Source organism: Methylophilus methylotrophus DSM 46235 = ATCC 53528, from assembly GCF_000378225.1.
Taxonomy (GTDB): Bacteria; Pseudomonadota; Gammaproteobacteria; order Burkholderiales; family Methylophilaceae; genus Methylophilus; species Methylophilus methylotrophus.
Genome location: NZ_KB905142.1, coordinates 362739 through 387920 on the forward strand (window position 1 = coordinate 362739; position 25182 = coordinate 387920).

A 25182-nucleotide genomic window follows, 5' to 3' on the forward strand; every position below is an offset into this window, starting at 1 on the left:
TCAGCGGGTGATTAAAGGCTCAATGTCATATTGTAGCGTTTGCCAGGTTTTTAAAGTATCCCTGCGCAATTAATCTGAACTTTTGCCGGTGATAGCGGCCTGCATTTAAGCTTGGTTTAAGATGGATACTGTTAAACTTTGCCATGTGTGCCGTTTTCAGGAGCTTGTTATACATGTTTTGGACGCAACGTCGTGCATGGATGGGCTGGTTTGCCTTGTTGGTTTTGCTTGTCACGCTGTTTTTTTTACCGCGTGCTGATTCGGGGGAAAGCCCAGCCAACGCTGGCCGCTTATCTGCCAAGGGGGAAATCATGAGCCTGGAAAAAATCTCGCAAAAAGCCAAGTCCTATAAAGCCGGTGAAATTCTTGAGGTAGAACTGGAGAAGAAGCATGGGCGCTATGTGTATGAGATTGACATACTGGATGCCGGCAGCCAGGTGTGGGAGTTGAAACTGGATGCCAAGACCGGGCAATTGCTGAAAATGGAGCAGGACGACTGATGCGCTTGCTGTTGGTAGAAGATGATGGCGTACTTGGTGCGCAAACCCAACAAGCGCTTAAGGCCGCTGGTTATGCGTGTGATTGGTTACAAGAGGGTGTGGAAGCTGGTATTCAAGGTGAGCTGGAGCCGTATGACCTGGTGATTCTCGATTTGGGCTTGCCGGGTCGGCCCGGACTGGAAGTCTTGGCCGAATGGCGGAGTAAAGCCCTTTGCATGCCGGTGATTGTGTTGACGGCCCGCAGTAGCTGGCAGGAGAAGGTAGAGGCCTTTAACCTGGGGGCAGATGATTATGTAACCAAGCCTTTTCATATGGAAGAGTTGCTGGCACGCATTAGTGCGGTGCACAAGCGCACGGTTGGGGTCGTTAGCGGTGGCCTGGTGGTTGAGGATTTAAAACTGGATGAGCACACACAAACCGTCTGGCAGGGCGAAACGGCGCATGTGTTGACGGGCACCGAGTTCAGGCTGTTACGTTACCTCATGCTGCATCCTGGCCGCATTTTTTCTAAAACCGAACTGACTGAACACGTGTATGCCTATGACGCTGATAAAGACAGCAATGTGATTGAGGTGTATGTGAACCGTCTGCGACAAAAAATAGGCGTGGATAAAATCCAGACCAAACGTGGTCAGGGTTATGTATTTGGGAGTACGGTGGTATGAAGTCCCTGCGCAGGCAGCTGTCGTGGGGGCTGACCTTAAGCCTGGTTGGGCTGCTGACGCTGCAATGGGCTGTGGTCACCTTTACCATAGATCATTTGATCCAGTCGCAGATGAGGGCGCGCATGCAACAGGAAGCAGAAGGCGTGCTTGCTGGCGTGACGGTCAATACAAAAGGTCAGCTGGTATTAGCGCCGCATGTGATGACGGCTTCCTATCAGCGTCCTTTTTCCGGGCGCTATTTTATTGTGATGCTAGATGAGTCACACAAAGCCAAATCCCGCTCATGGTGGGATGTCGAACTACCTGTTCAAGCGCTCAAAGTGGGTGAAGAGCAGGTGACGCACGTGACCGGCCCCGAATCGCAGCCATTATTGTTATTGGGGCATGGCTACCGCAAGCAGCAAAAAACCATCACGATTTATGTGGCTGAAAGCCTGGTGGAGTTACAACAAAGTTTGCGCATGTTTCATTGGTTGTATGGCGTGTTTTCCTTGCTGGGCTTGCTGGCGCTGCTTGCTTTACAGCGCTGGATCGTCGTGAATACGCTGAATCCCTTACAACAGATCAAGGAAAGTCTGGCCAAAGTGGCCAGCGGTGAATTGCAGCAGATTCATGCCAGCGGCCCGGCGGAAGTGATGCCGCTTATCAACGAATTTAACCGTATTCTCAAAAGCGCCAGCCAGAAAACCCGGCGCTCACGGCTGGCCATTGGCAATCTGGCGCACGGGCTCAAAACCCGTCTCGCCCAGCTGCAATTATTATCTGGGGATGCCACGGCAGAAAGTGATGCCCAGTTACGGCAAATGATACAAAGCTGCACTGACGATATTCATCAGGATGTGGAGCGTGAATTAAAACGCGCCCGCTTGATGGGCGACGTGTATACCAGTCAATACACTGACCTGGAAGTGGAGCTGCCTAAGCTGGTGGCAACACTGCAAAAGATCTACAGCGAAAAGACCGTGGCTTTTGCCTGGCAGCATGATGGTCAGGCGCGCGTGATGATAGACCGTGAAGATATGCTGGAGTTACTCGGCAACGTACTGGATAACGCGTTTAAATGGTGCAATAGCCAGGTGCAATTAACCATCTCAGTGGAGCATGCTATCCGGGTGGTTGTCGAGGATGACGGCCCAGGAAGCAATGCGCCAGCGCTTGAAACCCTGTTACAGCGTGGCATGCGGATGGATGAATCCAAACCGGGCAGCGGCCTGGGCCTGGCGATTGTGCAGGATATTGTGCAACATTATCATGGTCACATTGCACTCGTGCACTCCGAACGCTTGGGAGGGTTGTGTGTGCATATCGCATTAATGCCTGCCTGAGGCAGGCATATTAGATCAACGCTTATTAGAACCAGTCACGATTGACGCTATTGACCTTCCCCGTTTTGGCATCAATAGTCACTTCCCATTCGGCGCCATTGCTATCAACAATTTCCACCTCATAGTCCCAGCCGGAACGGAATTTACGGCGTTCCAGCTCTACCTCTTTCACGACACCCGGTTTGGCGGCCAAGGCTTTTGTCTGCGCCTCTTCCAATGAAATCAGGCCAAAGGCTTTTGCCATTTCGGCGATTTTGGCAGGATCATCGTCATCATCGGCCCAGGCTGGTTGACTCATCATCACACCACATAGCAGGGTGATGATGAAAAGGTTTGCAGGTTTGTGAATCAATGTGCTCATCATGTTCTCCATTTTGTTTATTGAGGCTTCACCATACAGAGCGTGCCTTAATTCAAGCTGAATAATGATGTGCTTTTATTGGGCTGGCGTTCAGCTTGATGAAAGCTTTGTGAAAGTCTCATGTAAGACAAGTGCGCTACAGTGAACACCATGAAATCCGTCTCAACAGGGCGGCAACAACGAAGTGTCAATTAAAGGAGATTACGATGAAAACAGCGAAATTAGTTGGTGTAGTTGGTTTGGTTACATTGTCATTTGCTGGATCTGCCATGGCAAGTCAGGCTGTTGTTACTCAAAATATTGCGAAAAGACCGCTGCTTGAGCAGTCTGTTGCAAATGCAGATCAGGCTTGGGAGGGCGCCAGCTTGAAAAAAGACACTCATTTGCAGGCACTACGTGCGCAAACGAGCTTGCAGTTTGCGAGCAAACGCGCTTACCTTGCCCCTTTGGCAACCGAGTAAAATATCAGCTTGAATAGCCTGGTAATTGCAAGTTGGGTTGATGCTGTTTGAGCTGGGTAAACAACCAGCGGGTCTCAAGCAATATCCAGACACGCAACATGGCTTCCATTGGATCAAAAGGCTTGGTTAAAAAGTCTTTTGCACCCAAGGCCAACGCCTTGCGGCGAGTCGCGATGGTGGCATCTGCTGTGAGTACCAGCACAGGCAGGTATTCATTCTGACCCAGATGATGCGAGAGCTGGTCCAATACTGCAAAGCCATCCAGTACCGGCATCATTAAGTCGAGCAAAATGAGGTCAGGCTGGAACGCATTGACCAGATCCATGGTTTTGGTCGGGTCCGTGGTGCTGATGACTTGTTCAAAGCCTTCCTTGGTCAGCAGCTCTTCCAGCAGCCTCAGGTTTGCTTCGGCATCATCAATGATTAAAATTTTGGAAGCGCGTAGTTGTTCGATATTCATGTGGGTAGCTCTCAGAATTTTATTCTGGCAATAATTTTAATAGTAACTGGTTGAATGCGGCGACATTCAATGGCTTGGTGAAGTAATGGGTAATTCCCAAGGCATTTAGCCGTTGTATCGTTTCTGGCAGGGCATCTGCACTCAATATCAGCACCGGAATGTTTTGTAAATCTTTTCGGCTTGCCTGGATATGGTTGATCAGTGTCTCACCGGAGCCATCGGGCAGGTTAAGGTCCAGCAACAATAAATCCGGTTGCATATCGCGTAACCAGATCATGCTTTCCTGCAAGCTGGCAGCCAGGTGTAACTTGAGATGCCTGTGTTTTCCTATGATCGCTTCAATCAGTGCCTGGTTGCTCTGATTGTCTTCCACATACAGCACATGGCGTTTTGCTACTGGCGAAGTCGGAGAGGTGCTGTGTGGTAAAGCATCAATGGCCGCCGCTTGTTTGATGGCAGGCGCCGCGGCCTTTTGCTTTGCCTCAGGCAAGCTGATCCAGAACAGGCTTTTATCCTCTGCCACTCCAATCTGGCCACCCATGGCGTCCATTAACTGTTTACTGAGCACCAGGCCCAAGCCGGTGCCTTCAGTCACTGTGCGCTCAGCGCCCAGCCGGTCAAAAGGCGTGAACAAGCGGGAACGTAAGTCTGCCGGGATGCCTGGTCCCTGGTCTTGCACATCAACACGGATGTTGCCCTGCTGGCGGTAAGCACTGAAGGCCACACTGGAATTTTCCGGACCATATTTCAAGGCGTTAGCCAGCAGGTTCAGGATGACTTGTAACAGCCGTTGCCTGTCGGCGCGAACGGTCAATGCAGGTTCAAAGTGTGTTTCTATGGTGATGTCCCGCACCTTTTCCAAAGGTTTTAAATAGTGGTAAGCCTCTTCTAGCAAGTTATTCAGGGCGATGACTTCCATCGACATGCTGATATCCCCACTTTCAATATGCGAAATATCCAGCACTTCATTAATCAGCTTCAGTAAGTGCTGCCCCGCGTTATGTATCAGTGTGGCACTGTCTTTTTGCCGCCCTTCCGGCAAGTCATTTTCGAGAATTTGCGCAAATCCGAGGATGGCATTGAGGGGGGTACGCAATTCGTGGCTGGTGCGAGATAAAAAATTACTTTTTGCGGCGCTGGCTTCTTCGGCTTCTACGCGCGCCTGGTGGGCTTCCTGCGCACTCTGGGTCAGCAGTTGCGAGGCATGTTCCAGTTCGCTGGTGAGTTCGCCCAGTTCATCACGGCTGATGCTGGGTAACGCCAATGGTTCCCCTTTGACCAGGTGGATGGCACTGTCACGTATGGTCCGCACCCGGGCGACAATGGTCTGGCTGAATATCCAGACGCCAATCAGTGAACCCAGCACACCGGCAATCACAGCCATCAGCGTGATGCGTAAATTACGCTTTCGTTCGTAAACCACCTCTTTTTTATCCTGCTCGACAATCGCCGATTCACGCTGGCTCATGCGTTCCAGATGAGCCCTCAGTTGATTTAAGGCATTGCCCTGCGAACTGAACTTTTCGATCAGGGCTTCGTCAGCTTTTTCTTTTCTGTGGCTGGCGAGGGCAGCCAGGTCATCCAGGTTTTTGGCGACCAGGGGGTGAATTACCTGTAACAGTTGCTGTTGCGATTGATCATCCAGGTTATGTTCCAGAGAATCAAGCAGCTGAGGCATGCTCTGCTTCGCACTTTCATAGCCCGTCAGGAACTGGCGGTTACCCGTCAGCAGAAAGTCACGCACCCCGGTCGATGCTTCCAGTAACAGGGTTTGCAGGGTCTGGATGTCCTGCTGGATTTGTAGCGCATTTTGCACGCGCCTTTCCAGCAAGGCCGCCTGTTGTTCACTCTCAAAAATAAGGGCCAGCGAAGCCAGCAGAACAGTCAAGGGCAGTGCATTGAGCACAATGCCTTTGATGGTTAATGATAAGTCCTGCCACAGGTGGTCCATGCGGCTGGAGAGATTGTGGATGGCATGCAATAAGGCTTTCATGATTATAAGCCGTCACTTTTGAATCCAGCTTCCACAGCCTTGACTGCGGCCTGGGTGCGGTCATTCAGGTCCAGTTTGCTTAGAATTCGTTCGATATGAATCTTGACTGTGCCTGGTGAAATGCCCAGTTTCTCCGCTAATAATGCATTGCTGGCGCCAGAAGGCAGCAGGGCAAACACTTCGCGCTCGCGAGGCGTGAGTTTCTGCAAGTAGCTGTCATCAATTGCTGCTGCGGTTTGGGTCTGACCGCGCAAGGCAAAGCCCAGCAAACCGCAGATACTGTGCAACACTTGCAGGCTATTCGTGTTTAAGGGGTTGCTGGTCATGAGCCCAAGCAATCCTACCGCGTGTTGCTGGCAGGCAATCGGCAAGTGATAGCAGTGCAGTGCTGGCTCTGTATTGCCTTGTATCGTCCACAGGCTTGGGACGAATTGGTTATGCACTTCGAAATGGATGGGTTCTTTGAGCCAGACTGCCAGCGCTCCCAGCATGGGCACGCGCGCGCCTATGGGAAAGGTTTTGCCACGCTGCGCCAGTATCTTGAGTGCACCTGCATGTTGCTGGCTGATTAAACCATGTGGCGCACCAAATTGCATGCACATCTCGTCTAACAGCCATTGCAGCAGCTCTTCAGACCATCCACTCGTAAACAGCCTTTGCCCAAATCCCTCAAACAACCTTTCATGAGCGATTTGCACTTGTGTTTGTTTCAACGCGTTGCGTAAAGCAAACGCGCTTTCTGTGGGTGGGGATGGAGTGTCATTTGGCATATGCCGTTTAGTATATATCGAACTACCTATATCGGGAGATTTTTTGTTGTCAGAACCCGGGCAAAATGCAAACCATCGTGAATGCATCAAGATTCACTGAAGCGAGTAAATAGATTGATTAACCATGAAGGAGAAAGAATATGCGTAAAGTATCTGTAGTTATCACAATGATCTTGGGGTTTGCATGGGTATTGCCAGCACAAGCGGCTGAAACCAATACCGGTGACAGTGTTCACAACATACATCATGTACATTTTCTGGGCAAACGCCCGTATCAACAGCCTGTGGTAGCTAAAACCGATGCTGAGCAGGCTTGGGTGGGTGCCACGCTGAGAGTGGACAATAATAACCACCAGCAAACCTTGAAAATGCACTCCCTTGGCAAGCGGGCTTACTAGTCAGTGTTGCGTAAGGTTCATGCGACATAATCAGTTTACATCTGGAAAGATGTATACACATAAATGATGAAGGAGCGAAAAATGAGTAAATTATTATTGGTACTCTTGATGACATTTGGTTTAATGGCTTCAGCCCAAGCAGAAGAATCGCTAGACCAAGAGCCATCAATTAACCAGATGCAACACAACCATTCGTTAGGCAAGCGTCCTTATTCCAAAATCCCGACTGCCAAGCAAAGTCAGGATGAAAAATGGGTGGGGGCGGGGATTGTCACCGATAGCCCGGACAAAGGCTACGACAAGCACCAGCAAATGCGCTTAAACTTTATTGGTAAGCGTCCTTACATTGCCCCTACGAATAACGATTAGAATATGTATGATAGACCTCAGCCCCGCACGATTGCGGGGTTTTGTGTATTATTAAAATAAAAATTAACTTAAGTTTGTGAAGGATACACATCATGTCAACCTCCGTCCCAGCGTCCGGACCGCTAGACTTGTTCAAGCACATTAATAGAGACTTGCCAGCCTCTATTGTTGTATTTTTTGTGGCACTGCCACTTTGTTTGGGAATTGCGCTGGCTTCGGGCGCACCGCTGTTTTCCGGCGTGATTTCCGGCATTATCGGTGGTGTTGTCGTTGGGCTGGCCAGTGGCTCGCAGTTGGGTGTAAGTGGCCCAGCGGCTGGTCTGGCTGTCATTGTGCTAGCAGCAATCAGCAACCTGGGTTCTTACGAAACTTTTCTGGCAGCCGTTGTCCTGGCAGGCGTTTTCCAGTTTCTGCTGGGGCAGTTCAAGGCTGGTTTTATTGCCTATTTTGTGCCTTCTTCCGTGATTAAAGGCATGCTGACGGGTATCGGTCTGCTGATTATACTGAAACAGATTCCCCACGCTTTTGGCTACGATGCCGACTTTGAAGGGGATGAGGCATTTGAGCAGGCGGGCGGCCACAATACCTTTAGCGATATTCTGCAAGCGTGGGACTTGTTAACCCCTGGTGCTATCTTGATTGCTGCGGTGTCTTTTGCGATCCTGATTTTATGGGACACGGTATTAACCAAAAAACATCGCGTATTCCAGCTGTTGCAAGGCCCGATTGTCGTTGTATTGGTCGGCATTGCCTTGAACTGGGCGTTTATGAATCAATGGCTGGGTTACACATTGAGTCCAGACCAGATTGTGAGTTTGCCGGTGGCGAAAAGCCTGGGTGATTTTGCCAGCTTCTTTACCCATCCGGATTTCAGCCAGGTGGCGCAGCCACTCGTGATCAAGACGGCACTGGTCATGGCCATTGTTGCCAGTCTGGAAACCCTGTTATGTGTGGAAGCGACCGATAAACTGGATCCTTTAAAGCGCGTCACGCCCACCAACCGCGAACTCAAGGCGCAAGGCCTGGGTAATATGGTTTCCGGCCTGATCGGAGGCTTACCGATCACACAGGTAATTGTGCGTAGCAGCGCCAACATCACTTTTGGTGCGCAAAGCAAACTCTCAGCGGTGTTGCACGGTTTCTGGCTCTTGCTCAGTGCTGTCACCATTGCCAGCTTCCTTAATATGATCCCATTAGCCAGCCTGGCCACTATTTTGATTATGGTGGGTTACAAATTGGCAAAACCCAGCCTGTTTAAGCAAATGTATGCATTGGGCTGGGAGCAGTTCATACCATTTATCGTGACGATAGTCGCTATTGTGTTTACTGACTTGCTCACCGGTATTGGCCTGGGCCTGGTGGTGGCTGTTTTCTTCACCTTGCACCACAGCTACCGTAACTCGCATTACATCAAGCAGACACGTTCAAGCGTTGAGGGCAGGGAAGTGTTCCACCTGGTGCTTGCGGAAGAAGTTTCCTTCTTTAACAAGGCCAGCATCCTGGAGGTGCTGGAAAGCATTCCGGCCAACAGCAAGGTCGTGATTGATTGTACTAACAGCAAATCAATTGCCTATGATGTCGTCGAGTTTATCCATGATTATCAGCAACATGCCATATTGAAAAATATTGAGGTGGAAACCATACAATACAATCCGCCCAAACATCTACTGGGGCATTAGCCTCATAACAAGCGTCACCATAATTATTTGATAGAGGATACGTAATATGTACAAACACCCGTTACTGGACCGCGACAAAATGACCGCGCGTGAAGCACTGGATATTTTGATCGAAGGCAACCGCCGTTTTACGAGTGACCGTGAGGAGGATAAAGACTTTCAGACGCTGATCCAGATTACCAAGGACAAACAACACCCATTTGCCTCTTTCTTGAGTTGCAGTGACTCACGTGCCCCTGTAGAACTATTGTTTGACCAGGCACTTGGCGATATTTTCAGTGTCCGCCTGGCAGGAAATATCGCTTCAGATAAAGCGATGGGCAGCCTGGAGTTTGCCAGCAAATATCTCGGTAGCAAGCTGATTGTGGTCATGGGCCATACATCTTGCGGCGCTGTCAAAGCCGCCTGTGATGATTTCAAGGATGGTCATATTGGTGAGATTATCAACCTGATCAAACCCTCTATCCGTCATGAGAAAACAGTCTCTGACCCGGCGCAGCGCAACTCCAAGAATGGCGATTTCGTGGAAAAGATTTGTGCGCTGAATGTGAAATATCAAATCGATACCATCATCCGTTGCAGTGACATTGTCGACGATATGTTGCAAAGCAAGCAGATCGGTATTGTCGGCGCGATTTACGATATCTCAAATGGTAAAGTGAAATTCCTTGAAGAGACATTTGTCGGCTAATTGCCAGATCGTCGCCGTAAAAAAGCCGATGCTTGCATCGGCTTTTTTTAGACATTAACAGTCCCTAAATGTATTGATTAATGATGGCCTTCTTTGGCCAAATTGATACTGTATTTAGGAATCTCGACGGTGACATCGGCTTCTTGCAAAATGGCCTGGCAAGATAAACGGGACTGCGATTGCAGTCCCCAGGCACGGTCCAGCATGTCTTCTTCGTCTTCTTCTATCTCATTCAGGCTCTTGAAACCTTCGCGCACAATCACATGGCAGGTGGTGCAAGCGCAGACGCCGCCACAGGCATTATCAATATCAATGTCATGCTTGAGCAAGGCATCGCAGATGGATGTGCCTTGATCTGCTTCAATGACAGCGCCTTCCGGGCAGATCTCAGCGTGAGGTAATACGGTTATTTTTGGCATATCATAGTTCCAGTGAATCCAGGTTTTTACCGGCCAGGGCTTTTTGTACCGAGGCATCCATGCGCTTGGCAGCAAATGCCTCGGTGGCATGGTTCAGTGCTTCAGTAGCCTGTTTAACGGCCTGGCTATCGTCGCCCTGGCACAAGGCCAATAAGGTGTCTATATGGGCGTTTATCTGCTGACGTTCGTCAGCAGATAGTAACGTCTCTCCATCTTCTGCCAGTGCTGCTTGAATCGCCTCGACCAGGCGTTGAGCATCCACAACAGCTTCACGCAGCATGCGTGCTTGTTTGTCACTCTCAGCAGCACCAAACGAATCTTTCAGCATACCGCTAATCTGGTCTTCACTGAGGCCATAAGAGGGCTTGACCGTGATGTTGGCCTCTATGCCGCTGGTTTGTTCGCGTGCACTGACTGATAGCAGCCCATCAGCATCTACCTGGAAAGTGACGCGGATACGCGCTGCGCCGGCTGCCATTGGGGGAATGCCACGCAGTTCAAAGCGTGCCAGCGAGCGGCAGTCACTGACCAGTTCACGCTCGCCTTGCACAACATGAATGGCCATGGCGGTCTGGCCATCCTTGTAAGTGGTGAAGTCCTGTGCACGTGCAATCGGCAGTGTAGAGTTGCGCGGAATAACTTTTTCAACCAGTCCGCCCATGGTTTCCAGCCCCAGTGAGAGCGGGGTCACGTCCAGTAACAGTAATTCTTCGTCACTGCGGTTTCCTGCCAGCACATTGGCCTGGATAGCGGCACCGAGTGCCACGACTTTATCCGGGTCAAGGTTGGTCAGCGGTTCCTGCTCGAAAAAAGCCTGTACCGCATGGCGGATATGCGGCATACGGGTGGCGCCACCGACCAGTACCACGCCTTTGATTTCTGCAATGTTCAGGCCTGCATCACGCATGGCTTTGCGGGTAGGGCTGAGCGTCTTGATGACCAGGTGTTCAGTCAGTGCGACAAACTGGCTGTCAGTCAAGGTTTCATCAACCAGTGCACCATTACTCAGTTTGCAGACAATATTGGCTTCGTGGTTATCTGTCAGCCATTCTTTGGCCTGGCGTGACTTAGTCAGCAACAGGCGTGTATCTTCTTCGGTGAGCGGTTTGAAGTCTTTGGTCTTGCTGCGTACCTGGTCCAGTACCCAGCAATAAATGCGATGATCGAAGTCATCTCCCCCCAGGGCTGAGTCGCCATTGGTGGCCAGTACCTCAAATACGCCTTTGCTCAAGCGTAAGATAGAAATATCAAAGGTGCCACCACCCAGGTCATAAATGACATAGACACCTTCGGCGGCATTATCCAGACCATAGGCGACTGCCGCTGCCGTCGGCTCATTGAGCAGGCGCAATACATGCAACCCTGCGAGGCGTGCAGCATCTTTGGTGGCCTGGCGCTGGGCATCGTCAAAATAGGCGGGGACGGTAATGACGGCCCCCGTGAGTTCACCGCCTAAAGCTTTTTCGGCACGGGCTTTGAGTGTTTTGAGGATTTCGGCAGAAATCTCCACCGGGCTTTTCAACCCTGCGCGGGTTTTGAGTTCCAGCATGCCTTGTGAGCTGTCATTTTCAACAAAGTGGTAGGGGATATGCGCTCTATCGGTGATGTCATGCAATGCACGCCCCATAAAGCGTTTGACCGACACGATGGTATTCACCGGGTCCTGGCTTTGTGCAGCCTGCGCCTCGTGACCGACAATTACGGCGTCATTGAGGTAACGCACAACAGAAGGTAGCAATGCATGACCATGTTCGTCATGCAACACTGTACTCATGCCGCTACGCACAGTGGCGACCAGGGAGTTGGTCGTACCCAGGTCTATGCCAATGGCCAGCTTATGCTGATGGGGTGCTGGGGATTGTCCGGGTTCAGAAATCTGTAATAAGGCCATGAAACTAATCTTCCAACTGAGCGATCAGTTGATTCACATCTTCACTCACTTTATCAATAAAACGCAATTTGCGTACGGTGAGTGCAGCTAGGGTGGGCGCTGTCTCGATCTCTGTTGCGACTTGCTGCTGCAAAGTTGTGGCTTGCGCGCGCATATCCTTCAATAAGGTATCCAGTGCAGCGATATCCTTGCTGTACTTGGCATCGTCAATGGCCTCGCGCCACTCCATTTGTGCCATTAAAAAATCAGCGGGCATGGCAGTGTTGTTTTCTTCATCTGTAGTGATACCCTGGAGTTGCAACAGGTAGCGTGCACGGGCGGTGGGGTGTTTAAGCGTTTGGTAAGCTTCATTTGCCAGCGTCGCCATCTGCATTGAGTGCATGCGTTCGGCAGGTGAGGCACTCACAAATTTATCGGGATGCACTTCGGCTTGTAATTTACGGTACTGGCTATCCAGTTGAGTTAGATCTAACTCAAATTGCTGTGGCAGTTGAAACAGTGCGAAGTAGTTTTGCATATACTCAAGAAAACCGGCATGGAGGAGGGGCATTGCAGTGCCCTGGTCAGGCTTAAACGGTAAAGGATTCCCCGCAACCACACTCGTCCTTCACGTTCGGGTTGTTGAACTTGAAGCCTTCGTTCAACCCTTCCTTGGTGAAGTCCAGCTCCGTGCCATCGATATACACTAGGCTTTTTGGGTCCACAATGACTTTGATACCGTGACTTTCAAAGATGACGTCTTCCGGTAGTAACTCATCCACAAATTCCAGCGTATAGGCCATGCCTGAACAGCCAGTGGTTTTGACGCCCAGGCGCAAACCGACACCCTTGCCACGGTTGGCTAGGAATTTCTCGACACGGCTGGCTGCTGTTTCAGTCAGGGTAATCGCCATATTAATGACCTTGTTTGGATTTCAGGTCTGCAATCGCAGATTTGATTGCGTCTTCTGCCAATACGGAGCAGTGGATTTTAACAGGTGGCAGGGCCAGTTCTTCTGCAATGGCAGAGTTCTTGATCTCTTGCGCCTGGTCCAGCGTTTTCCCTTTCAGCCATTCGGTCACGAGCGAGCTGGAAGCAATCGCAGAACCGCAACCATAGGTCTTGAACTTGGCATCTTCGATCACGCCAGCGTCATTGACCTTGATTTGCAGTTTCATCACGTCACCACACGCAGGTGCGCCGACCATGCCGGTGCCCACGTTAGGGTCATTTTTGTCCAGTGAACCCACATTACGTGGATTTTCGTAGTGATCTAATACTTTATCTGAGTAAGCCATTTAACACTCCTTGAAATTAAATGCCTTAGCAACATGGCTTTGGCTTTAATTTTTTAATTAACTTTCAAACACTCGAAAATTGAAGATTTCATTGTCTGGGAAGGCGGAGGCATGTGCCGTTTAGTGCATCTAAACAAGCATTCCGACAACGCCTCCAGGCGATGAAAGATCAATTTTAATGCTCTGCCCATTCAACTTTGGACAAATCAATCCCATCCTTGAACATCTCCCATAATGGGGACAATTCACGCAATTTTCCAATCTTGCTCTTCAATAACTCAATCGTGTAATCCACATCAGCTTCGGTCGTGAAGCGGCCGATACTGAAACGGATCGAGCTGTGTGCGAGTTCATCGGAACGGCCCAGGGCACGTAATACATAGCTAGGCTCCAGGCTGGCCGATGTACAGGCAGAACCTGAAGACACCGCAATGTCTTTAATCGCCATGATCAGAGATTCGCCTTCCACAAAATTGAAGCTCACGTTCAGATTATGCGGAACGCGGTGATCAAGGTCGCCATTGACATAGGTTTCCTCTATTTGCAACAAACCATTCAACAACCGGTCACGCAACATGCGGATACGTTCGTTTTCGCTGGCCATTTCTTCACGCGCAATGCGGAAAGCTTCGCCCATACCCACGATCTGGTGGGTCGCCAGCGTACCTGAACGCATGCCACGTTCATGGCCGCCACCGTGCATTTGTGCTTCGATACGGATACGCGGCTTGCGGCGGACATACAAGGCGCCTATGCCTTTGGGGCCATAGGTTTTGTGAGCAGAAAAACTCATCAAGTCTACAGGCAACTTTTCCAGATCAATGACCACTTTGCCGGTGGCTTGCGCAGCATCCACATGGAAAATAATGTTATTGGCACGGCAGACATTGCCCAGCGCTTCGATATCCTGGATCACGCCAATTTCGTTATTGACCAGCATGATGGAAGCCAGCACGGTGTCCGGGCGAATCGCTGCCTTAAATTTTTCCAGTGAAATCAGGCCATCCGCTTCTGGTTGCAGGTAGGTGGCTTCATAACCTTCTCGCTCCAGTTCACGCACGGTATCGAGTACAGCTTTGTGCTCAGTGGCAGAGGTGATAATGTGTTTACCTTTGCTACCAGCATAAAAGTGTGCTGCACCCTTGATGGCGAGGTTGTTGGACTCGGTGGCACCTGAAGTCCACACAATTTCGCGGGGGTCGGCATTCACCAGCTTGGCCACTTCTTCGCGGGCATTTTCTACCGCTTGTTCGGCAGTCCAACCATACGGATGGCTACGCGAAGCAGGGTTGCCAAAGTCTTCGGTCAGGTATGGAATCATTTTTTGCGCAACACGCGGGTCTACCGGTGTGGTCGCAGAGTAATCCAGGTAAATCGGCTTTCTTTCAGACATGTTCATGCTCTTTCAATTAAAGTCCTATGCCGCAACGGCATTTAATCCTTTCAAACGCTGCACTTCTTGTTGCAACGCTGCTAAAAACTGTGTGATTTCTTCACTGCTATTGCTCTCACTCAAACTGACACGGACTGCACCACGCGCCAGGTCAGGCTCTATACCCATGGCCAGCAATACATGGCTAGGTTCTGTGCTGTCGCTGGAACAGGCGGAACCACTAGCCACGGCAAAGCCGACTTTATCCAATGCAGTGACCAGTGTTTCGCCGTCAATATTGGGGATAGCAAAAAAACTCGTATTGGGTAAACGTGTTGCTTGCTGAGCAAATATGACCGCGCCAAGTTTGCTGAGGCCGGCTTCGAGTTGATCACGCAATCCTTTCGCCGTAGTGCGACGGAAATTCAAGGATTGCATTGCCAATTGGCAGGCCTGTGCAAAGCCAACAATGCCAGCCACGTTTTCCGTGCCACTACGCAAACCACGCTCCTGGCCACCGCCATGCAACAGCGGCGCAATGTCCACGCGTTTATCCAGAATCAATGCACCAACGCCCACCGGACCACCAATTTTGTGGCTGGAGATCGTCATCGCCTGCACACCCAGCGTAGGCATATTCACTTCAATCTTGCCGAATGCCTGTACAGCATCCGTATGCAATATGGCACCATGGGCTTTTGCCAGTGTAGCCAATTCTGCGACGGGCTGTAAGGCCCCCGTTTCATTATTGGCGAGCATGGCCGAGACCAGGCCTGTGCGCGTTTTTAACGCTTGCTCAGCCTTTGCCAGATCAATCACGCCCTCACTATTCACACCAATCTGGGCAACGTTCCATTGATGCCAGGCCAGCGATTGCGCCGGGCGGGTCACACATGGGTGTTCAATGGCACTAATCAATAATTGCGAAGGGGGCAGGTTCGCGGTGATGCCTTTAATCGCAAAATTATTCGCTTCCGTACCGCCTGAAGTAAACACCACTTGCGAGGCTTGAACGCCAACGCAGTCAGCGATTTGCTTTCTGGCCATATCTATGGCTTCACGCGCGTTTCGACCATAGATATGGCGGCTGGTAGGGTTGCCACTGGGCTGTGTGAGCCACGGAAGCATTGCCTCCAGCACCTGGGGTTTTAACGCCGTCGTGCTGTTATGGTCAAAGAAAGCGGTTTTCATGGACATGACTGGGATTAAGCAGCAATCGTTGCTTCAGATCCACATTTTTTGGGTGAAAATACGACGGTGCCCGCGCCTTTATTGCGCTGCATGTCGACCATATCTGCCAGGCTCACGCCTGATAAATATTCAAGAATCTTGCCGTTAAGGGAGGCCCATAGTTCATGTGTCATGCAACGGCCTTCGTCATGACAGTTCTCATTGCCGCCGCATTGGGTGGCATCAATTTGCTCATCCACGGCAGTGATAATGTCGGATACCGAGATATCGTGGTGTGCTTTGGCAATACGGTAACCACCACCTGGGCCACGCACGCTGGAAACCAGGCCTTGCTTGCGTAAACGGCTAAATAACTGTTCAAGATATGACAGGGAGATACTCTGGCGCTCACTGATTCCGGCCAGTGTGACTGGTTTGTCCGCTTCATAGAGTGCAATGTCCAGCATCGCTGTCACGGCAAAACGTCCTTTTGTAGTTAATCGCATCTTGAGAAGACCCTTTAATACAGAAGTTAATTTTATAATAACCTACTGTTTTAGTCAATTATTATGGCTGAAAAGTTCTGAGGGATGTGAAATAGCTGTCAAGTGGCTTAACAGCTGGATTTGACGCGACAAATTCTCTGCCAGGATGTCAGTTTATTCTGGTTTTTTTGCAAAGGCTTCGCCCACATTGCTGTCGGTTTCGGCATCGCTGAGTTTGGCTAACTGGGTTTTGAGCTCAGCAATCTGGGCTTCCTGTTTATGTGCATGGTCAAGCAGGCTGTTGATGGCTTTGATCATGGGGTCGTTCTCGTCATTGCCGACAGCATAGGCATTGAACCCCATTTTTTGCGCAGCATCCTGGCGTTGCTTGGCTTTTTCTTCTTCGAGAATCCGGGCGGGGATACCCACCGCTGTGGCGCCCTCAGGCACATCTTTGACAACCACGGCATTTGAGCCGATTTTGGCATTTTTACCAATGGTAATCGGGCCGAGTACTTTTGCCCCGGCGCCAATGACGACGCCAGATTCCAGTGTTGGGTGACGCTTGCCCTTGTTCCAGCTGGTGCCACCTAAGGTCACCCCGTGATATAGCGTGCAGTCATCACCAATAATGGCGGTTTCACCAATGACAACGCCCATACCGTGATCGATAAAAACACGGCGGCCTATGGTGGCCCCGGGGTGAATCTCGATACCGGTAATCCAGCGCCCGAAGTGGGAAAGGGCGCGCCCCAGCCAGTATAAGCGGTGAGTCCATAGCCAGTGGCTGAAACGGTGCAGAATCAGGGCGTGAACACCAGGATAAGTGGTCAAAATCTCGAAGTGGGTACGTGCTGCCGGGTCGCGGTCAAATACAATCGAAATATCTTCTTTGATTTGATTAAACATGCGCGCATTATGCCATTAACTGACGAGGCCGTCTAAAAATCAGATTGGAAGCACTCAGGCAACTCGTTACAATAAAAGTTTTATCTGAGTGCGAGCTTCATGTCCGACGTCTGCCAATCCTGTGGTGCTTGCTGCGCCAGTTTCCGGGTTTCTTTTTATTGGGCTGAGACTGATACGCACCCCATGGGCAATGTACCGGCGCACCTGACGCGCAAGGTCAATGATACCTATGTCTGCATGCAAGGCACGGAGCAAACCCCCGTCCGCTGTATTGCATTAGAAGGCGAGGTAGGAAAGTCAGTTGGCTGCCAGATTTATGCCTTGCGTTCGAGTACCTGCCGCGAATTTGAGGCGGGCTCTGATATATGTAACCAGGCCAGGCAGAAAATAGGGCTGCCGCCCATCGTTCTTGTTTAATACTTGGTATGCTTTTTGGGGTTGACGGTCAGTGTCAAAATCCCACGCAGCAAGTTGACTTCTTCTTTTTCCAGCCTGGTCCGGCCATAAAGCCGGCGCAGCCGCTCAAACAGTTTTTTGGGCGCGCGTGGATTGATGTAGCCGATATGCTCCAGCACGTCACGCATGTGTTCGTAAAAGCGCTCCAGATCTTCCTGTGTCGCTAGTTCCACCGGTTTTTCCTGGTAGTGTAATTCGCCGGTAGTCAATGCCATGCGGGTTTCATAGCACATGATTTGTACCGCCTGTGCCAAGTTGAGTGAGGTGTATTCAGGGTTGGCGGGGATGGTGGCCAGTATATGGCAACGGTCAGCTTCGGCGTTGCTGAGTCCGCTCATTTCAGTGCCAAATACCAGTGCGACCTGGCTTGTGCCTGCTACTGCTTTCACCTCTTGGGCAGCTTCACGTACGGTCATCACCTGTTGCGACAGCGAGCGTTCTTTACCGCTGACCCCGATCACAAACTGGCAATCGGCCAGCGCTTCCTCCAGGGTTTGCGTGACGACGGCATCATCCAGCACATCTCCTGCATTGACTGCCAGTGACTTGGCTTCACCATCTGGAAAATGTTTGGGGCGTACCAGGTAAAGCCGATGCAGGCCCATGGTTTTCATGGCGCGAGCGGTCGAACCGATATTGCCAGGATGGCTGGTTTGGCAAAGCACGACGCGGATATTGTTAAAAATGCTGGATTCTAGGGTAGAGGACATGCGTAAAGTTGGTCGTTGTGTTTGTGACACAGCGCTTAAAAAGCTAAAATAGCATTTTATCAGTGTAATCAAGAATCCCACAGCATGCATCCAACCCTGAATGTCGCCATCCGCGCCGCGCGTGAAGCTGGCAAAATCATTAACCGTGCCGCCATGGATATTGGCGCCCTCAAAATTGAACAGAAAGATACCAATGACTTTGTCAGTGAAGTAGACCGTGGTGCAGAGCAGGCCATTATTACGGTATTGAAGGATGCTTACCCTAACCATGGCTTTTATGGTGAAGAGAGCGGTAAATCTAACAGCGAGTCCGACAGCATCTGGATTATTGACCCATTAGACGGCACCACCAATTTCCTGCACAACTTTCCGGCCTACTGTATCTCTATCGCCCTACAGGAAAAAGGCGTGCTGACCCAGGCCGTGATTTACGATCCGGTACGCAATGACTTGTTTACTGCGACTAAAGGTAGTGGTGCCTTTTTGAATAACCGACGTATCCGAGTCACCCAGCGTGCCAAACTACAGGAGGCGCTGATTTCTACCGGTTTTCCGTTCAAAGACTTTAGCTACTTTGAAACCTATATCAGTATTTTCCGCGATATGGCGAAGAAAACCTCAGGCCTGCGCCGCCCCGGTTCCGCTGCCCTGGACCTGGCTTATGTTGCTGCCGGGTTTGCGGATGGTTTTTTTGAAATCAACCTCTCTCCGTGGGATATTGCGGCAGGTGCCTTGCTGGTGCAGGAGGCTGGCGGCATTGTGGGTGACTTTGAGGGTAACGAAACCTGGTTGCGTACAGGCAACATTGTCGCTGCTAACCCAAAAATATTTGGCCAGATGTTGCAAGTCTGCGCGCCGCACCTGAGCGAGCGCCTGAAGTCTGCCAGCGCACAGTAAGCTTTAGGGCGCTTCTATAAATTCAAATTGCTAAGCCAGACAAGGCGCGATTAAAAAATTTGGACGCCGCATATAGTTGATATGTAAGGAGAAATTTTTGCGAGCATTCGCTTTGCGAATTGCCTGCTTAACCCACTATACGAGCAACACAGTATCGCGACGGAGTTTGGACTTATAGAAGTGCCCTTTAGTCTAATGTCACGGTCTGCAGGTATTCCGGAACCGTCACCTCCCATTGCAGCGCCTCTTTAATATGCATGCGCATGGCATCTGCCGCCACAGGCTCGCCATGCGTCACGAAAGTGTGGCTGGGGGGGCGATCAAAGCCTTTTAACCAATCTAGAATTTCCATGTAGTCAGCGTGCGCTGATAGATTGGAAATCGACTCTACCCTGGCACGCACAGGGACATACTCGCCGTGGATCTTGATGCTTTTTGCTCCATCCAGCATGGCATAACCGCGGGTGCCAGCCGCCTGAAATCCTACAAACAGGATGGTATTGCGTGGATTGGGCGCGAATTGTTTCAAATGGTGTACCACGCGCCCGCCTGAAGCCATGCCGCTGGCGGACAGGATAATCATGGGACCATCCAGGGTATTCAAGCGTTTGGATTCTTCTATGCTGTTCACCAGATGCGCCGTGCGGAACAACACTTCTGTTTGTGATTGATTCAAGCGATGCTGTGTGGGGTAATGATGGTAAATCTCTGTCGCTTCGACGGCCATGGGACTGTTCAGGTAGACGGGGATATCCTCCGGGATCATGCCTGAGGCTTTGAGCATGTGAATGTAATACAGCAATTCCTGCGCCCGCCCGACGGCAAATACCGGGACGACAATCACCCCTTTGCGCTGATAAGCATGCTGAATAATATTAGCAAGTTTTATTTTTGGGTCCTCAGGACTGTGGAGACGATTACCATAAGTGGATTCCACCACCAGAAAATCAGCGTGCGTGATGGTAGCAGGCGGGTACATCAGTACATCGTTTGGCCGCCCGATATCGCCGGAAAACACAATGGTTTTCTGTGCATGCCTGATTTGCACGAAACTTGCTCCCAGAATGTGGCCGCTTGCATAAAGCGTCAGTGTGACATCTGACCCCAACTGAATTTCCCGTTCCATCTCAATCGGCGTGAGCAATTTAATGGCTTCAGCAGCATCTTCCTGTGTGTAAAGCGGCAGTGCGGGTTTATGTTTCGAAAAGCCACGCCTGTTTGCGAATGCAGCCTCTTCTTCATGCAGGTGGGCTGAATCTGGCAGCAATATCTTGCACAAATCTGCAGTGGCATAGCTGCAGTAGATATTGCCGGAAAATCCATGCTTTACCAGTAAAGGCAGGTAGCCACTATGATCAATATGGGCGTGGGTGAGGATGATGCTATGGATATTGCTTGCATCCACAGGCAAGGGTGCCCAGTTCTTGAGTCTTAACTGTTTGAGACCTTGGAATAAGCCGCAATCAATCAAGATCTGCTGGCCTCCCGCTTCAAGCAAGTATTTGGAACCGGTGACGGTACCAGTGGCCCCCATGAACGTTAATTTCATCGACATCCCCCTGTAGCTATGTTTGTCAGCTTAAGCAATGAATCAAGTATAAATGATTGCTGCAACTACATATTGATGTAACGCATATAAAGCGCAATGGTGATGCGTGTCGCATTTGTTGTAAGATGCTAGGGTTTTGCTAAAGTCACTTTCATTATTATCAACGTTCTGAAATAGCCGCATGTCCTTCGAAAACCACACCCCTATGATGCGTCAATACCTGACGTTGAAAGCACAGTATCCCGATATGCTGCTGTTTTACCGCATGGGTGACTTTTACGAACTGTTTTTTGAGGATGCCGAAAAGGCAGCCCGTTTGTTGGGGATTACCTTAACCCGTCGTGGGGCGAGCAATGGTGAGCCGATCAAAATGGCAGGCTTGCCTTACCATGCGGCCGAAGGATATTTAGCCAAGCTCGCCAAAATGGGCGAAGCGGTTGCCATTTGTGAGCAGGTAGGTGATCCGGCAACATCCAAAGGGCCAGTGGCACGTGAGGTGACACGTATCCTGACGCCGGGCACCCTGACTGACGCTGCCTTGCTGGATGAAACCAGGGACAACACCTTGCTGTGTGTGACCAAAGGCGATGGCGTGGTTGGCCTGGCACGGCTAAACCTAGCTTCAGGCGAGTTTGTGTTAAGTGAAATTGCGCCAGGTCATTTGTCGCAAGAGCTGGAGCGTATCCATCCTGCGGAATTGGTCATCGCTGAAGATCATACTACTGATGTATTTCAACAAGCACGATGTGCCAAAAAACGGCTGGCCCCCTGGCAGTTTGACCTGGAGACAGCGCAGCGCAGCCTGACGCAGCAATTTAATACGCATGACCTGGCGGGCTTTGGCTGCGGTGAAATGCCTGCTGCGGTGACGGCTGCAGGGGCTTTGCTGGAATACGTAAAGCACACCCAGCGTACAGCGTTACCACATATTGCCGGTTTGCGTGTGGAACAAAGTAACCATTATCTGCAAATGGATGCTGCAACGCGGCGTAACCTGGAAATCGATACCACTATCCGTGGTGAAGCCAGTCCGACCTTGTATTCGCTACTGAATTCCACGCAAACCGCCATGGGCGCCCGCTTACTAAGGCATTGGTTGCACCATCCGCTGCGTAGCCAGCAGGCCATCCAGCAACGTCATTTGGCCGTGGCTGAACTGTTCGAACAGTTTCTGGATAGTGCATTACAGCAGGCCTTGCACCCGATTGGCGATATTGAGCGCATGACCGCACGTGTGGCGCTCAGATCTGCCAGGCCGCGTGACTTGTCTGGCTTGCGCGATAGTTTGTTGCAATTGCCCGCCTTGGTGATGACTTTGCCACAAGCGGAATCTGCATTGTTGCAAGGTTTGCTGGGTGAGTTAAACGCACCTTCGGAGGTGCTGCAATTACTGGTGCAGGCAATCCAGGCAGAGCCTTCAGCCATCTTGCGTGAAGGCGGGGTGATCGCGCAAGGTTATGATGCAGAGCTGGATGAGTTGCGTGCCCTGCAGACCGGTCATGGTGATTTCCTGCTGCAGTTTGAAGCCGCAGAAAAAGCCCGCACCGGGATTGCCAACCTCAAGGTGGAATACAACAGCGTGCATGGTTTTTATATTGAAATCAGCCGCCTGCAAGCCGAAAGTGCACCGCCTGAATATCGCCGTCGCCAGACATTGAAAAACGTTGAGCGTTTTATTACGCCGGAACTGAAAGCCTTTGAAGATAAAGTGCTGAGTGCCAACGAGCGTGCACTGGCACGCGAAAAAATGCTTTACGAACAGGTGCTGGATGCCTTGCTGCCGCATATCACTACCTTGCAGCGGATTGCGACCGCAGTCGCTACGCTGGACGTGCTTGCCTGTTTTGCCGAGCGCGCGCGGGCGCTCAATTATGTACAGCCCCGTTTCCGTGCCGACAGCGGACTGGATATCCAGCTTGGCCGCCATCCTGTGGTGGAAAGCATTGCCCAGCCTTATGTCGCTAATGATGTTTGCCTGAATCCCTACCGGCAGTTGCTGCTGATTACAGGCCCCAATATGGGTGGTAAATCGACTTTTATGCGGCAAACGGCCCTGATCGTCTTATTGGCTTATTGCGGTAGTTTTGTGCCCGCACAAAGCGCAGTGATTGGCGAGGTTGACCGTATTTTTACTCGTATCGGTGCCTCGGATGACCTTGCGGGTGGCCGTTCAACTTTCATGGTAGAAATGACCGAGACCGCCAATATCCTCAATAATGCGACTGCCAGCAGCCTGGTATTGCTCGATGAAATCGGCCGTGGGACCAGTACGTTTGACGGCCTTAGCCTAGCGTGGGCTGTGGCTAAGCAATTGCTAGAAAAGAATAAATCACTGACCCTGTTTGCCACCCATTATTTTGAACTGACGCGGATTGTCGACGAAGCCAAACATGCAGCCAATGTGCATTTGGATGCCGTTGAACATGGACAAGGCATCGTCTTTTTGCATAAGGTGGAAGAAGGCGCTGCGACCATGAGTTACGGGATACAGGTGGCACAGCTGGCAGGTATCCCAAAGTCAGTCGTGCAATTGGCCAAACGCAAGCTCCAGCAGTTGGAGAACCAGACCATTGCAGCGACCCCGCAAAATGATTTATTTGCGGGTAACCCTGAACCAGAGGAACCGCCATTACATCCACTGGTCGCAGAATTAGAACGTATACAACCGGACGACCTGACACCCAAGCAGGCGCTGGAATTACTCTATTCACTGAAAAAACTAATATGAGGATTTGAGCATGCAAAAACCTGCTATCACACAGCAACCCATTCATGAACTGATTGCCAATCGCTGGAGCGGCCGTGCCTATGATGCAAGCAAACCAGTCACTAAAGACCAGGTAGTCAGCCTTCTTGAAGCTGCACGCTGGGCACCCTCATGTTTTGGTGATCAGCCATGGCGGTATGTGGTCTGTCACAAGAGCGAGAATCCACAAGCCTGGCAGGCCGCCTATGATTGCCTGGTACAGGGAAACCAAAGCTGGGCGGTCAATGCGCCAGTGTTGTTGTTAATTTGTGCGGATACCCTCTTTAGCCATAATGACAAACCCAATAAATGGGCCGCTTATGATACCGGTGCCGCCACCGAGAATGTTTGTTTGCAAGCCACGGCATTGGGCCTGATGGCGCACCAGATGGGTGGTTTTGATGCAGATAAAGCCAGGGCAACTTTTAAAGTACCAGAGCGTTACCAAATTCTGGCGATGGTCACCGTCGGTTATCAGGCAGCGGTTGAAAGCCTCACGGGTGAAATCAAAGAACGTGAGACTGCTGCGCGTAGCCGTAAGCCACTCAATGAGCTGTTCTTCAATGGTAAATGGGACCAAAGCATTGTTTAAACTTTGCGCGTTTGCAGCAAAAGCGGTTAGCGTGCCTGCCATCCTCTGCTAAAATGCTGGCGATAAAAATATAATTGAACGGATTGGAGATCATATGGCAGTCGTTACGCTGACCAAAGCAAATTTTAAAGAGACCATCGAGAATAACGCATTCGTGATTGTCGATTTCTGGGCGCCATGGTGTGACCCCTGTGTTGCCTTCACACCCACCTTCGAGGCCGCAGCAGCAAAAAATCCTGACATTGTGTTTGGCATGGTCAATACCGAAACCGATCCTGAAATCTCAGATTATTTTGAGGTCAAGCAGATTCCAGGCTTGCTCGTAGTGCGTGAGCGCGCAGGCATACACGCACAAGTCGGCGAGATTGGCGCGCCAGCATTGGATGAAATTATCAAATGGGCACGTGAGTTTGATATGACGGCAGTACGCGAGTATTACAAAGCGGAAGATGCTAAAAAATAGTTTCTAAACTGTTTGATATTAACAAAAGGCCGTGCATGCATGGCCTTTTGTTTTTTTAAGCATTAATGATTAAGTCAAGGTAATTAATTGTTTGTTTTCGCCTGCAGGCGAGTTACTTGTTCTTTGCTTGCACAAAGAACAAGTAACCAGAAGAAATGCACCCTAGCTTGCGCTCGTTTCCTGCGTTGCTCAACCTAGGACTTTCGCCCGTTAACGGACTTCATGAAGGCGGCCAACGAAACTCGTCCTAACGGCTTGCATACTTCGCAAGCCACCGCGGAACTCGAACAGACGCTGGCCGACATCTCCCATGCTGATTGTGCTACTCGGCGCGTCAGATAGGTGCCCGAAAGCCATGAGCGCCACCGTTTGTGGATTAAAGAAAAGAATTTTAGTTTTTAAACGCCCCAATTTCTACGCTGTGAGTTTGGCGAGATGAGTCCCATCCCATCACGCTGAGTAGCGGAGACAAAATAAGAGGAGAGGGAGCGACTGTTCGAATCCCGCAGCAGCTCACGTTTTATGTGAGCTGCCAGGTTGAGTTTCGTGACCGAATTATTTTGTTGAGCAATG

The 25182-nt window shown here is 50.6% G+C and carries 28 protein-coding genes; 13 read left to right on the forward strand and 15 right to left on the reverse strand.

The window, feature by feature from the left end:
* Nucleotides 1–173 precede the first annotated feature (173 nt).
* Genes F463_RS0108225 through F463_RS0108235 form a run of 3 tightly spaced genes read left to right on the forward strand, consistent with a single transcriptional unit; the run spans nt 174 to nt 2490 of the window.
* On the forward strand, nt 174–500 hold the full coding sequence (locus tag F463_RS0108225) for a PepSY domain-containing protein (RefSeq protein ID WP_018986596.1): 327 nt from the start codon (nt 174–176) through the stop codon (nt 498–500).
* Nucleotides 500–1165 carry a response regulator transcription factor gene (locus tag F463_RS0108230; RefSeq protein WP_018986597.1) on the forward strand — a complete coding sequence of 222 codons (666 nt, stop codon included), beginning with the start codon at nt 500–502 and terminating at the stop codon, nt 1163–1165. The genes F463_RS0108225 and F463_RS0108230 overlap by 1 nt, the downstream gene beginning before the upstream one ends.
* A complete protein-coding gene (locus F463_RS0108235; RefSeq protein WP_018986598.1) occupies nt 1162–2490 on the forward strand; it encodes an ATP-binding protein in 1329 nt (442 codons plus the stop codon). Before F463_RS0108230 ends, F463_RS0108235 begins: the two co-directional genes overlap by 4 nt.
* A gap of 25 nt (nt 2491–2515) precedes the next feature.
* On the opposite strand, the gene F463_RS0108240 is transcribed toward F463_RS0108235, so the two are convergent.
* Entirely contained in the window at nt 2516–2851 is a 336-nt protein-coding gene (locus F463_RS0108240) for a PepSY domain-containing protein (RefSeq protein ID WP_018986599.1), read from the reverse strand.
* 206 nt (nt 2852–3057) lie between these two features.
* Here F463_RS0108240 and F463_RS0108245 point away from each other — a divergent pair, with 206 nt between their 5' ends.
* Entirely contained in the window at nt 3058–3312 is a 255-nt protein-coding gene (locus tag F463_RS0108245; protein ID WP_018986600.1) for a hypothetical protein, read from the forward strand.
* Nucleotides 3313–3316: 4 nt separating this feature from the next.
* Here the strand turns inward: F463_RS0108245 and F463_RS0108250 are convergent, their stop codons facing one another.
* From F463_RS0108250 to F463_RS0108260, 3 genes are read right to left on the reverse strand one after another with little or no spacing between them, the layout of a single operon-like run.
* Nucleotides 3317–3772 (reverse strand): response regulator, encoded by a 456-nt coding sequence (locus tag F463_RS0108250; protein WP_018986601.1) that lies wholly within the window; start codon nt 3770–3772, stop codon nt 3317–3319.
* Nucleotides 3773–3791: 19 nt separating this feature from the next.
* Nucleotides 3792–5765, reverse strand: a complete 1974-nt coding sequence (locus F463_RS0108255; RefSeq protein WP_018986602.1) for a hybrid sensor histidine kinase/response regulator — start codon at nt 5763–5765, stop codon at nt 3792–3794.
* Between the two features lie 2 nt (nt 5766–5767).
* A complete protein-coding gene (locus tag F463_RS0108260; protein ID WP_018986603.1) occupies nt 5768–6535 on the reverse strand; it encodes a response regulator transcription factor in 768 nt (255 codons plus the stop codon).
* A gap of 140 nt (nt 6536–6675) precedes the next feature.
* Here F463_RS0108260 and F463_RS0108265 point away from each other — a divergent pair, with 140 nt between their 5' ends.
* From F463_RS0108265 to F463_RS0108280, 4 genes are all read left to right on the forward strand, one after another.
* Complete coding sequence (locus tag F463_RS0108265) at nt 6676–6933, forward strand: hypothetical protein (RefSeq protein ID WP_018986604.1); 258 nt, start codon at nt 6676–6678, stop codon at nt 6931–6933.
* Between the two features lie 81 nt (nt 6934–7014).
* A complete protein-coding gene (locus F463_RS0108270; RefSeq protein ID WP_018986605.1) occupies nt 7015–7302 on the forward strand; it encodes a hypothetical protein in 288 nt (95 codons plus the stop codon).
* A 92-nt stretch (nt 7303–7394) separates the two neighbouring features.
* Nucleotides 7395–8981, forward strand: coding sequence for a SulP family inorganic anion transporter (locus F463_RS0108275; protein ID WP_018986606.1), 1587 nt, complete (start codon nt 7395–7397; stop codon nt 8979–8981).
* A 46-nt stretch (nt 8982–9027) separates the two neighbouring features.
* On the forward strand, nt 9028–9672 hold the full coding sequence (locus F463_RS0108280) for a carbonic anhydrase (RefSeq protein ID WP_018986607.1): 645 nt from the start codon (nt 9028–9030) through the stop codon (nt 9670–9672).
* Between the two features lie 77 nt (nt 9673–9749).
* Here the strand turns inward: F463_RS0108280 and fdx are convergent, their stop codons facing one another.
* The 9 genes from fdx to cysE form a co-directional block, all read right to left on the reverse strand.
* A complete protein-coding gene (gene fdx / locus F463_RS0108285) occupies nt 9750–10091 on the reverse strand; it encodes an ISC system 2Fe-2S type ferredoxin (protein WP_018986608.1) in 342 nt (113 codons plus the stop codon).
* Nucleotide 10092: 1 nt separating this feature from the next.
* Complete coding sequence (gene hscA / locus F463_RS0108290; protein ID WP_018986609.1) at nt 10093–11982, reverse strand: Fe-S protein assembly chaperone HscA; 1890 nt, start codon at nt 11980–11982, stop codon at nt 10093–10095.
* A 4-nt stretch (nt 11983–11986) separates the two neighbouring features.
* Nucleotides 11987–12499 carry a Fe-S protein assembly co-chaperone HscB gene (gene hscB, locus F463_RS0108295; RefSeq protein WP_018986610.1) on the reverse strand — a complete coding sequence of 171 codons (513 nt, stop codon included), beginning with the start codon at nt 12497–12499 and terminating at the stop codon, nt 11987–11989.
* A 52-nt stretch (nt 12500–12551) separates the two neighbouring features.
* Entirely contained in the window at nt 12552–12875 is a 324-nt protein-coding gene (iscA, locus tag F463_RS0108300; protein ID WP_018986611.1) for an iron-sulfur cluster assembly protein IscA, read from the reverse strand.
* Nucleotide 12876: 1 nt separating this feature from the next.
* Entirely contained in the window at nt 12877–13260 is a 384-nt protein-coding gene (iscU, locus tag F463_RS0108305) for a Fe-S cluster assembly scaffold IscU (protein WP_018986612.1), read from the reverse strand.
* Nucleotides 13261–13435: 175 nt separating this feature from the next.
* On the reverse strand, nt 13436–14653 hold the full coding sequence (locus F463_RS0108310) for an IscS subfamily cysteine desulfurase (protein WP_018986613.1): 1218 nt from the start codon (nt 14651–14653) through the stop codon (nt 13436–13438).
* A 24-nt stretch (nt 14654–14677) separates the two neighbouring features.
* Nucleotides 14678–15823 (reverse strand): cysteine desulfurase family protein, encoded by a 1146-nt coding sequence (locus F463_RS0108315; RefSeq protein WP_018986614.1) that lies wholly within the window; start codon nt 15821–15823, stop codon nt 14678–14680.
* Between the two features lie 14 nt (nt 15824–15837).
* Complete coding sequence (gene iscR, locus F463_RS0108320; RefSeq protein WP_018986615.1) at nt 15838–16308, reverse strand: Fe-S cluster assembly transcriptional regulator IscR; 471 nt, start codon at nt 16306–16308, stop codon at nt 15838–15840.
* A gap of 153 nt (nt 16309–16461) precedes the next feature.
* Nucleotides 16462–17196 carry a serine O-acetyltransferase gene (gene cysE, locus F463_RS0108325; protein WP_018986616.1) on the reverse strand — a complete coding sequence of 245 codons (735 nt, stop codon included), beginning with the start codon at nt 17194–17196 and terminating at the stop codon, nt 16462–16464.
* A 99-nt stretch (nt 17197–17295) separates the two neighbouring features.
* Between cysE and F463_RS0108330 the strand changes: the two genes are divergently transcribed.
* Nucleotides 17296–17613 carry a YkgJ family cysteine cluster protein gene (locus F463_RS0108330; protein WP_026295441.1) on the forward strand — a complete coding sequence of 106 codons (318 nt, stop codon included), beginning with the start codon at nt 17296–17298 and terminating at the stop codon, nt 17611–17613.
* Here the strand turns inward: F463_RS0108330 and F463_RS0108335 are convergent.
* Nucleotides 17610–18362, reverse strand: a complete 753-nt coding sequence (locus tag F463_RS0108335) for an RNA methyltransferase (RefSeq protein ID WP_026295442.1) — start codon at nt 18360–18362, stop codon at nt 17610–17612. The genes F463_RS0108330 and F463_RS0108335 overlap by 4 nt on opposite strands.
* Nucleotides 18363–18446: 84 nt before the next feature.
* Between F463_RS0108335 and F463_RS0108340 the strand changes: the two genes are divergently transcribed.
* The gene (locus F463_RS0108340) at nt 18447–19259 is read left to right on the forward strand and encodes an inositol monophosphatase family protein (protein ID WP_018986619.1); all 813 of its coding nucleotides are present in this window, start codon (nt 18447–18449) and stop codon (nt 19257–19259) included.
* A gap of 187 nt (nt 19260–19446) precedes the next feature.
* On the opposite strand, the gene F463_RS0108345 is transcribed toward F463_RS0108340, so the two are convergent.
* Entirely contained in the window at nt 19447–20808 is a 1362-nt protein-coding gene (locus F463_RS0108345) for an MBL fold metallo-hydrolase RNA specificity domain-containing protein (RefSeq protein WP_018986620.1), read from the reverse strand.
* A gap of 181 nt (nt 20809–20989) precedes the next feature.
* Here F463_RS0108345 and mutS point away from each other — a divergent pair, with 181 nt between their 5' ends.
* The 3 genes from mutS (at nt 20990) to F463_RS0108360 (ending at nt 24609) form a co-directional block, all read left to right on the forward strand.
* Complete coding sequence (gene mutS, locus F463_RS0108350; protein WP_026295443.1) at nt 20990–23536, forward strand: DNA mismatch repair protein MutS; 2547 nt, start codon at nt 20990–20992, stop codon at nt 23534–23536.
* 10 nt (nt 23537–23546) lie between these two features.
* Nucleotides 23547–24146: a nitroreductase family protein gene (locus F463_RS0108355; RefSeq protein ID WP_018986622.1), complete on the forward strand. Its 600-nt coding sequence runs from the start codon at nt 23547–23549 to the stop codon at nt 24144–24146.
* Nucleotides 24147–24240: 94 nt separating this feature from the next.
* The gene (locus F463_RS0108360; RefSeq protein ID WP_018986623.1) at nt 24241–24609 is read left to right on the forward strand and encodes a thioredoxin family protein; all 369 of its coding nucleotides are present in this window, start codon (nt 24241–24243) and stop codon (nt 24607–24609) included.
* Nucleotides 24610–25182: the final 573 nt, after the last annotated feature.

Bases quoted from the DNA above. Each gene is read 5' to 3' on its own strand.
- F463_RS0108360 (WP_018986623.1), top strand. From the start codon at position 24,241: ATGGCAGTCGTTACGCTGACCAAAGCAAATTTTAAAGAGACCATCGAG.
- F463_RS0108345 (WP_018986620.1), bottom strand. From the start codon at position 20,808: ATGAAATTAACGTTCATGGGGGCCACTGGTACCGTCACCGGTTCCAAA.
- iscA (WP_018986611.1), bottom strand. From the start codon at position 12,875: ATGGCGATTACCCTGACTGAAACAGCAGCCAGCCGTGTCGAGAAATTC.
- F463_RS0108340 (WP_018986619.1), top strand. From the start codon at position 18,447: ATGCATCCAACCCTGAATGTCGCCATCCGCGCCGCGCGTGAAGCTGGC.
- iscU (WP_018986612.1), bottom strand. From the start codon at position 13,260: ATGGCTTACTCAGATAAAGTATTAGATCACTACGAAAATCCACGTAAT.
- F463_RS0108335 (WP_026295442.1), bottom strand. From the start codon at position 18,362: ATGTCCTCTACCCTAGAATCCAGCATTTTTAACAATATCCGCGTCGTG.
- F463_RS0108265 (WP_018986604.1), top strand. From the start codon at position 6,676: ATGCGTAAAGTATCTGTAGTTATCACAATGATCTTGGGGTTTGCATGG.
- F463_RS0108355 (WP_018986622.1), top strand. From the start codon at position 23,547: ATGCAAAAACCTGCTATCACACAGCAACCCATTCATGAACTGATTGCC.
- hscB (WP_018986610.1), bottom strand. From the start codon at position 12,499: ATGCAAAACTACTTCGCACTGTTTCAACTGCCACAGCAATTTGAGTTA.
- iscR (WP_018986615.1), bottom strand. From the start codon at position 16,308: ATGCGATTAACTACAAAAGGACGTTTTGCCGTGACAGCGATGCTGGAC.
- hscA (WP_018986609.1), bottom strand. From the start codon at position 11,982: ATGGCCTTATTACAGATTTCTGAACCCGGACAATCCCCAGCACCCCAT.
- fdx (WP_018986608.1), bottom strand. From the start codon at position 10,091: ATGCCAAAAATAACCGTATTACCTCACGCTGAGATCTGCCCGGAAGGC.
- F463_RS0108255 (WP_018986602.1), bottom strand. From the start codon at position 5,765: ATGAAAGCCTTATTGCATGCCATCCACAATCTCTCCAGCCGCATGGAC.
- F463_RS0108240 (WP_018986599.1), bottom strand. From the start codon at position 2,851: ATGAGCACATTGATTCACAAACCTGCAAACCTTTTCATCATCACCCTG.
- F463_RS0108330 (WP_026295441.1), top strand. From the start codon at position 17,296: ATGTCCGACGTCTGCCAATCCTGTGGTGCTTGCTGCGCCAGTTTCCGG.
- F463_RS0108230 (WP_018986597.1), top strand. From the start codon at position 500: ATGCGCTTGCTGTTGGTAGAAGATGATGGCGTACTTGGTGCGCAAACC.
- F463_RS0108310 (WP_018986613.1), bottom strand. From the start codon at position 14,653: ATGTCTGAAAGAAAGCCGATTTACCTGGATTACTCTGCGACCACACCG.
- mutS (WP_026295443.1), top strand. From the start codon at position 20,990: ATGTCCTTCGAAAACCACACCCCTATGATGCGTCAATACCTGACGTTG.
- F463_RS0108235 (WP_018986598.1), top strand. From the start codon at position 1,162: ATGAAGTCCCTGCGCAGGCAGCTGTCGTGGGGGCTGACCTTAAGCCTG.
- F463_RS0108315 (WP_018986614.1), bottom strand. From the start codon at position 15,823: ATGAAAACCGCTTTCTTTGACCATAACAGCACGACGGCGTTAAAACCC.
- F463_RS0108270 (WP_018986605.1), top strand. From the start codon at position 7,015: ATGAGTAAATTATTATTGGTACTCTTGATGACATTTGGTTTAATGGCT.
- F463_RS0108225 (WP_018986596.1), top strand. From the start codon at position 174: ATGTTTTGGACGCAACGTCGTGCATGGATGGGCTGGTTTGCCTTGTTG.
- F463_RS0108275 (WP_018986606.1), top strand. From the start codon at position 7,395: ATGTCAACCTCCGTCCCAGCGTCCGGACCGCTAGACTTGTTCAAGCAC.
- cysE (WP_018986616.1), bottom strand. From the start codon at position 17,196: ATGTTTAATCAAATCAAAGAAGATATTTCGATTGTATTTGACCGCGAC.
- F463_RS0108280 (WP_018986607.1), top strand. From the start codon at position 9,028: ATGTACAAACACCCGTTACTGGACCGCGACAAAATGACCGCGCGTGAA.
- F463_RS0108260 (WP_018986603.1), bottom strand. From the start codon at position 6,535: ATGCCAAATGACACTCCATCCCCACCCACAGAAAGCGCGTTTGCTTTA.
- F463_RS0108250 (WP_018986601.1), bottom strand. From the start codon at position 3,772: ATGAATATCGAACAACTACGCGCTTCCAAAATTTTAATCATTGATGAT.
- F463_RS0108245 (WP_018986600.1), top strand. From the start codon at position 3,058: ATGAAAACAGCGAAATTAGTTGGTGTAGTTGGTTTGGTTACATTGTCA.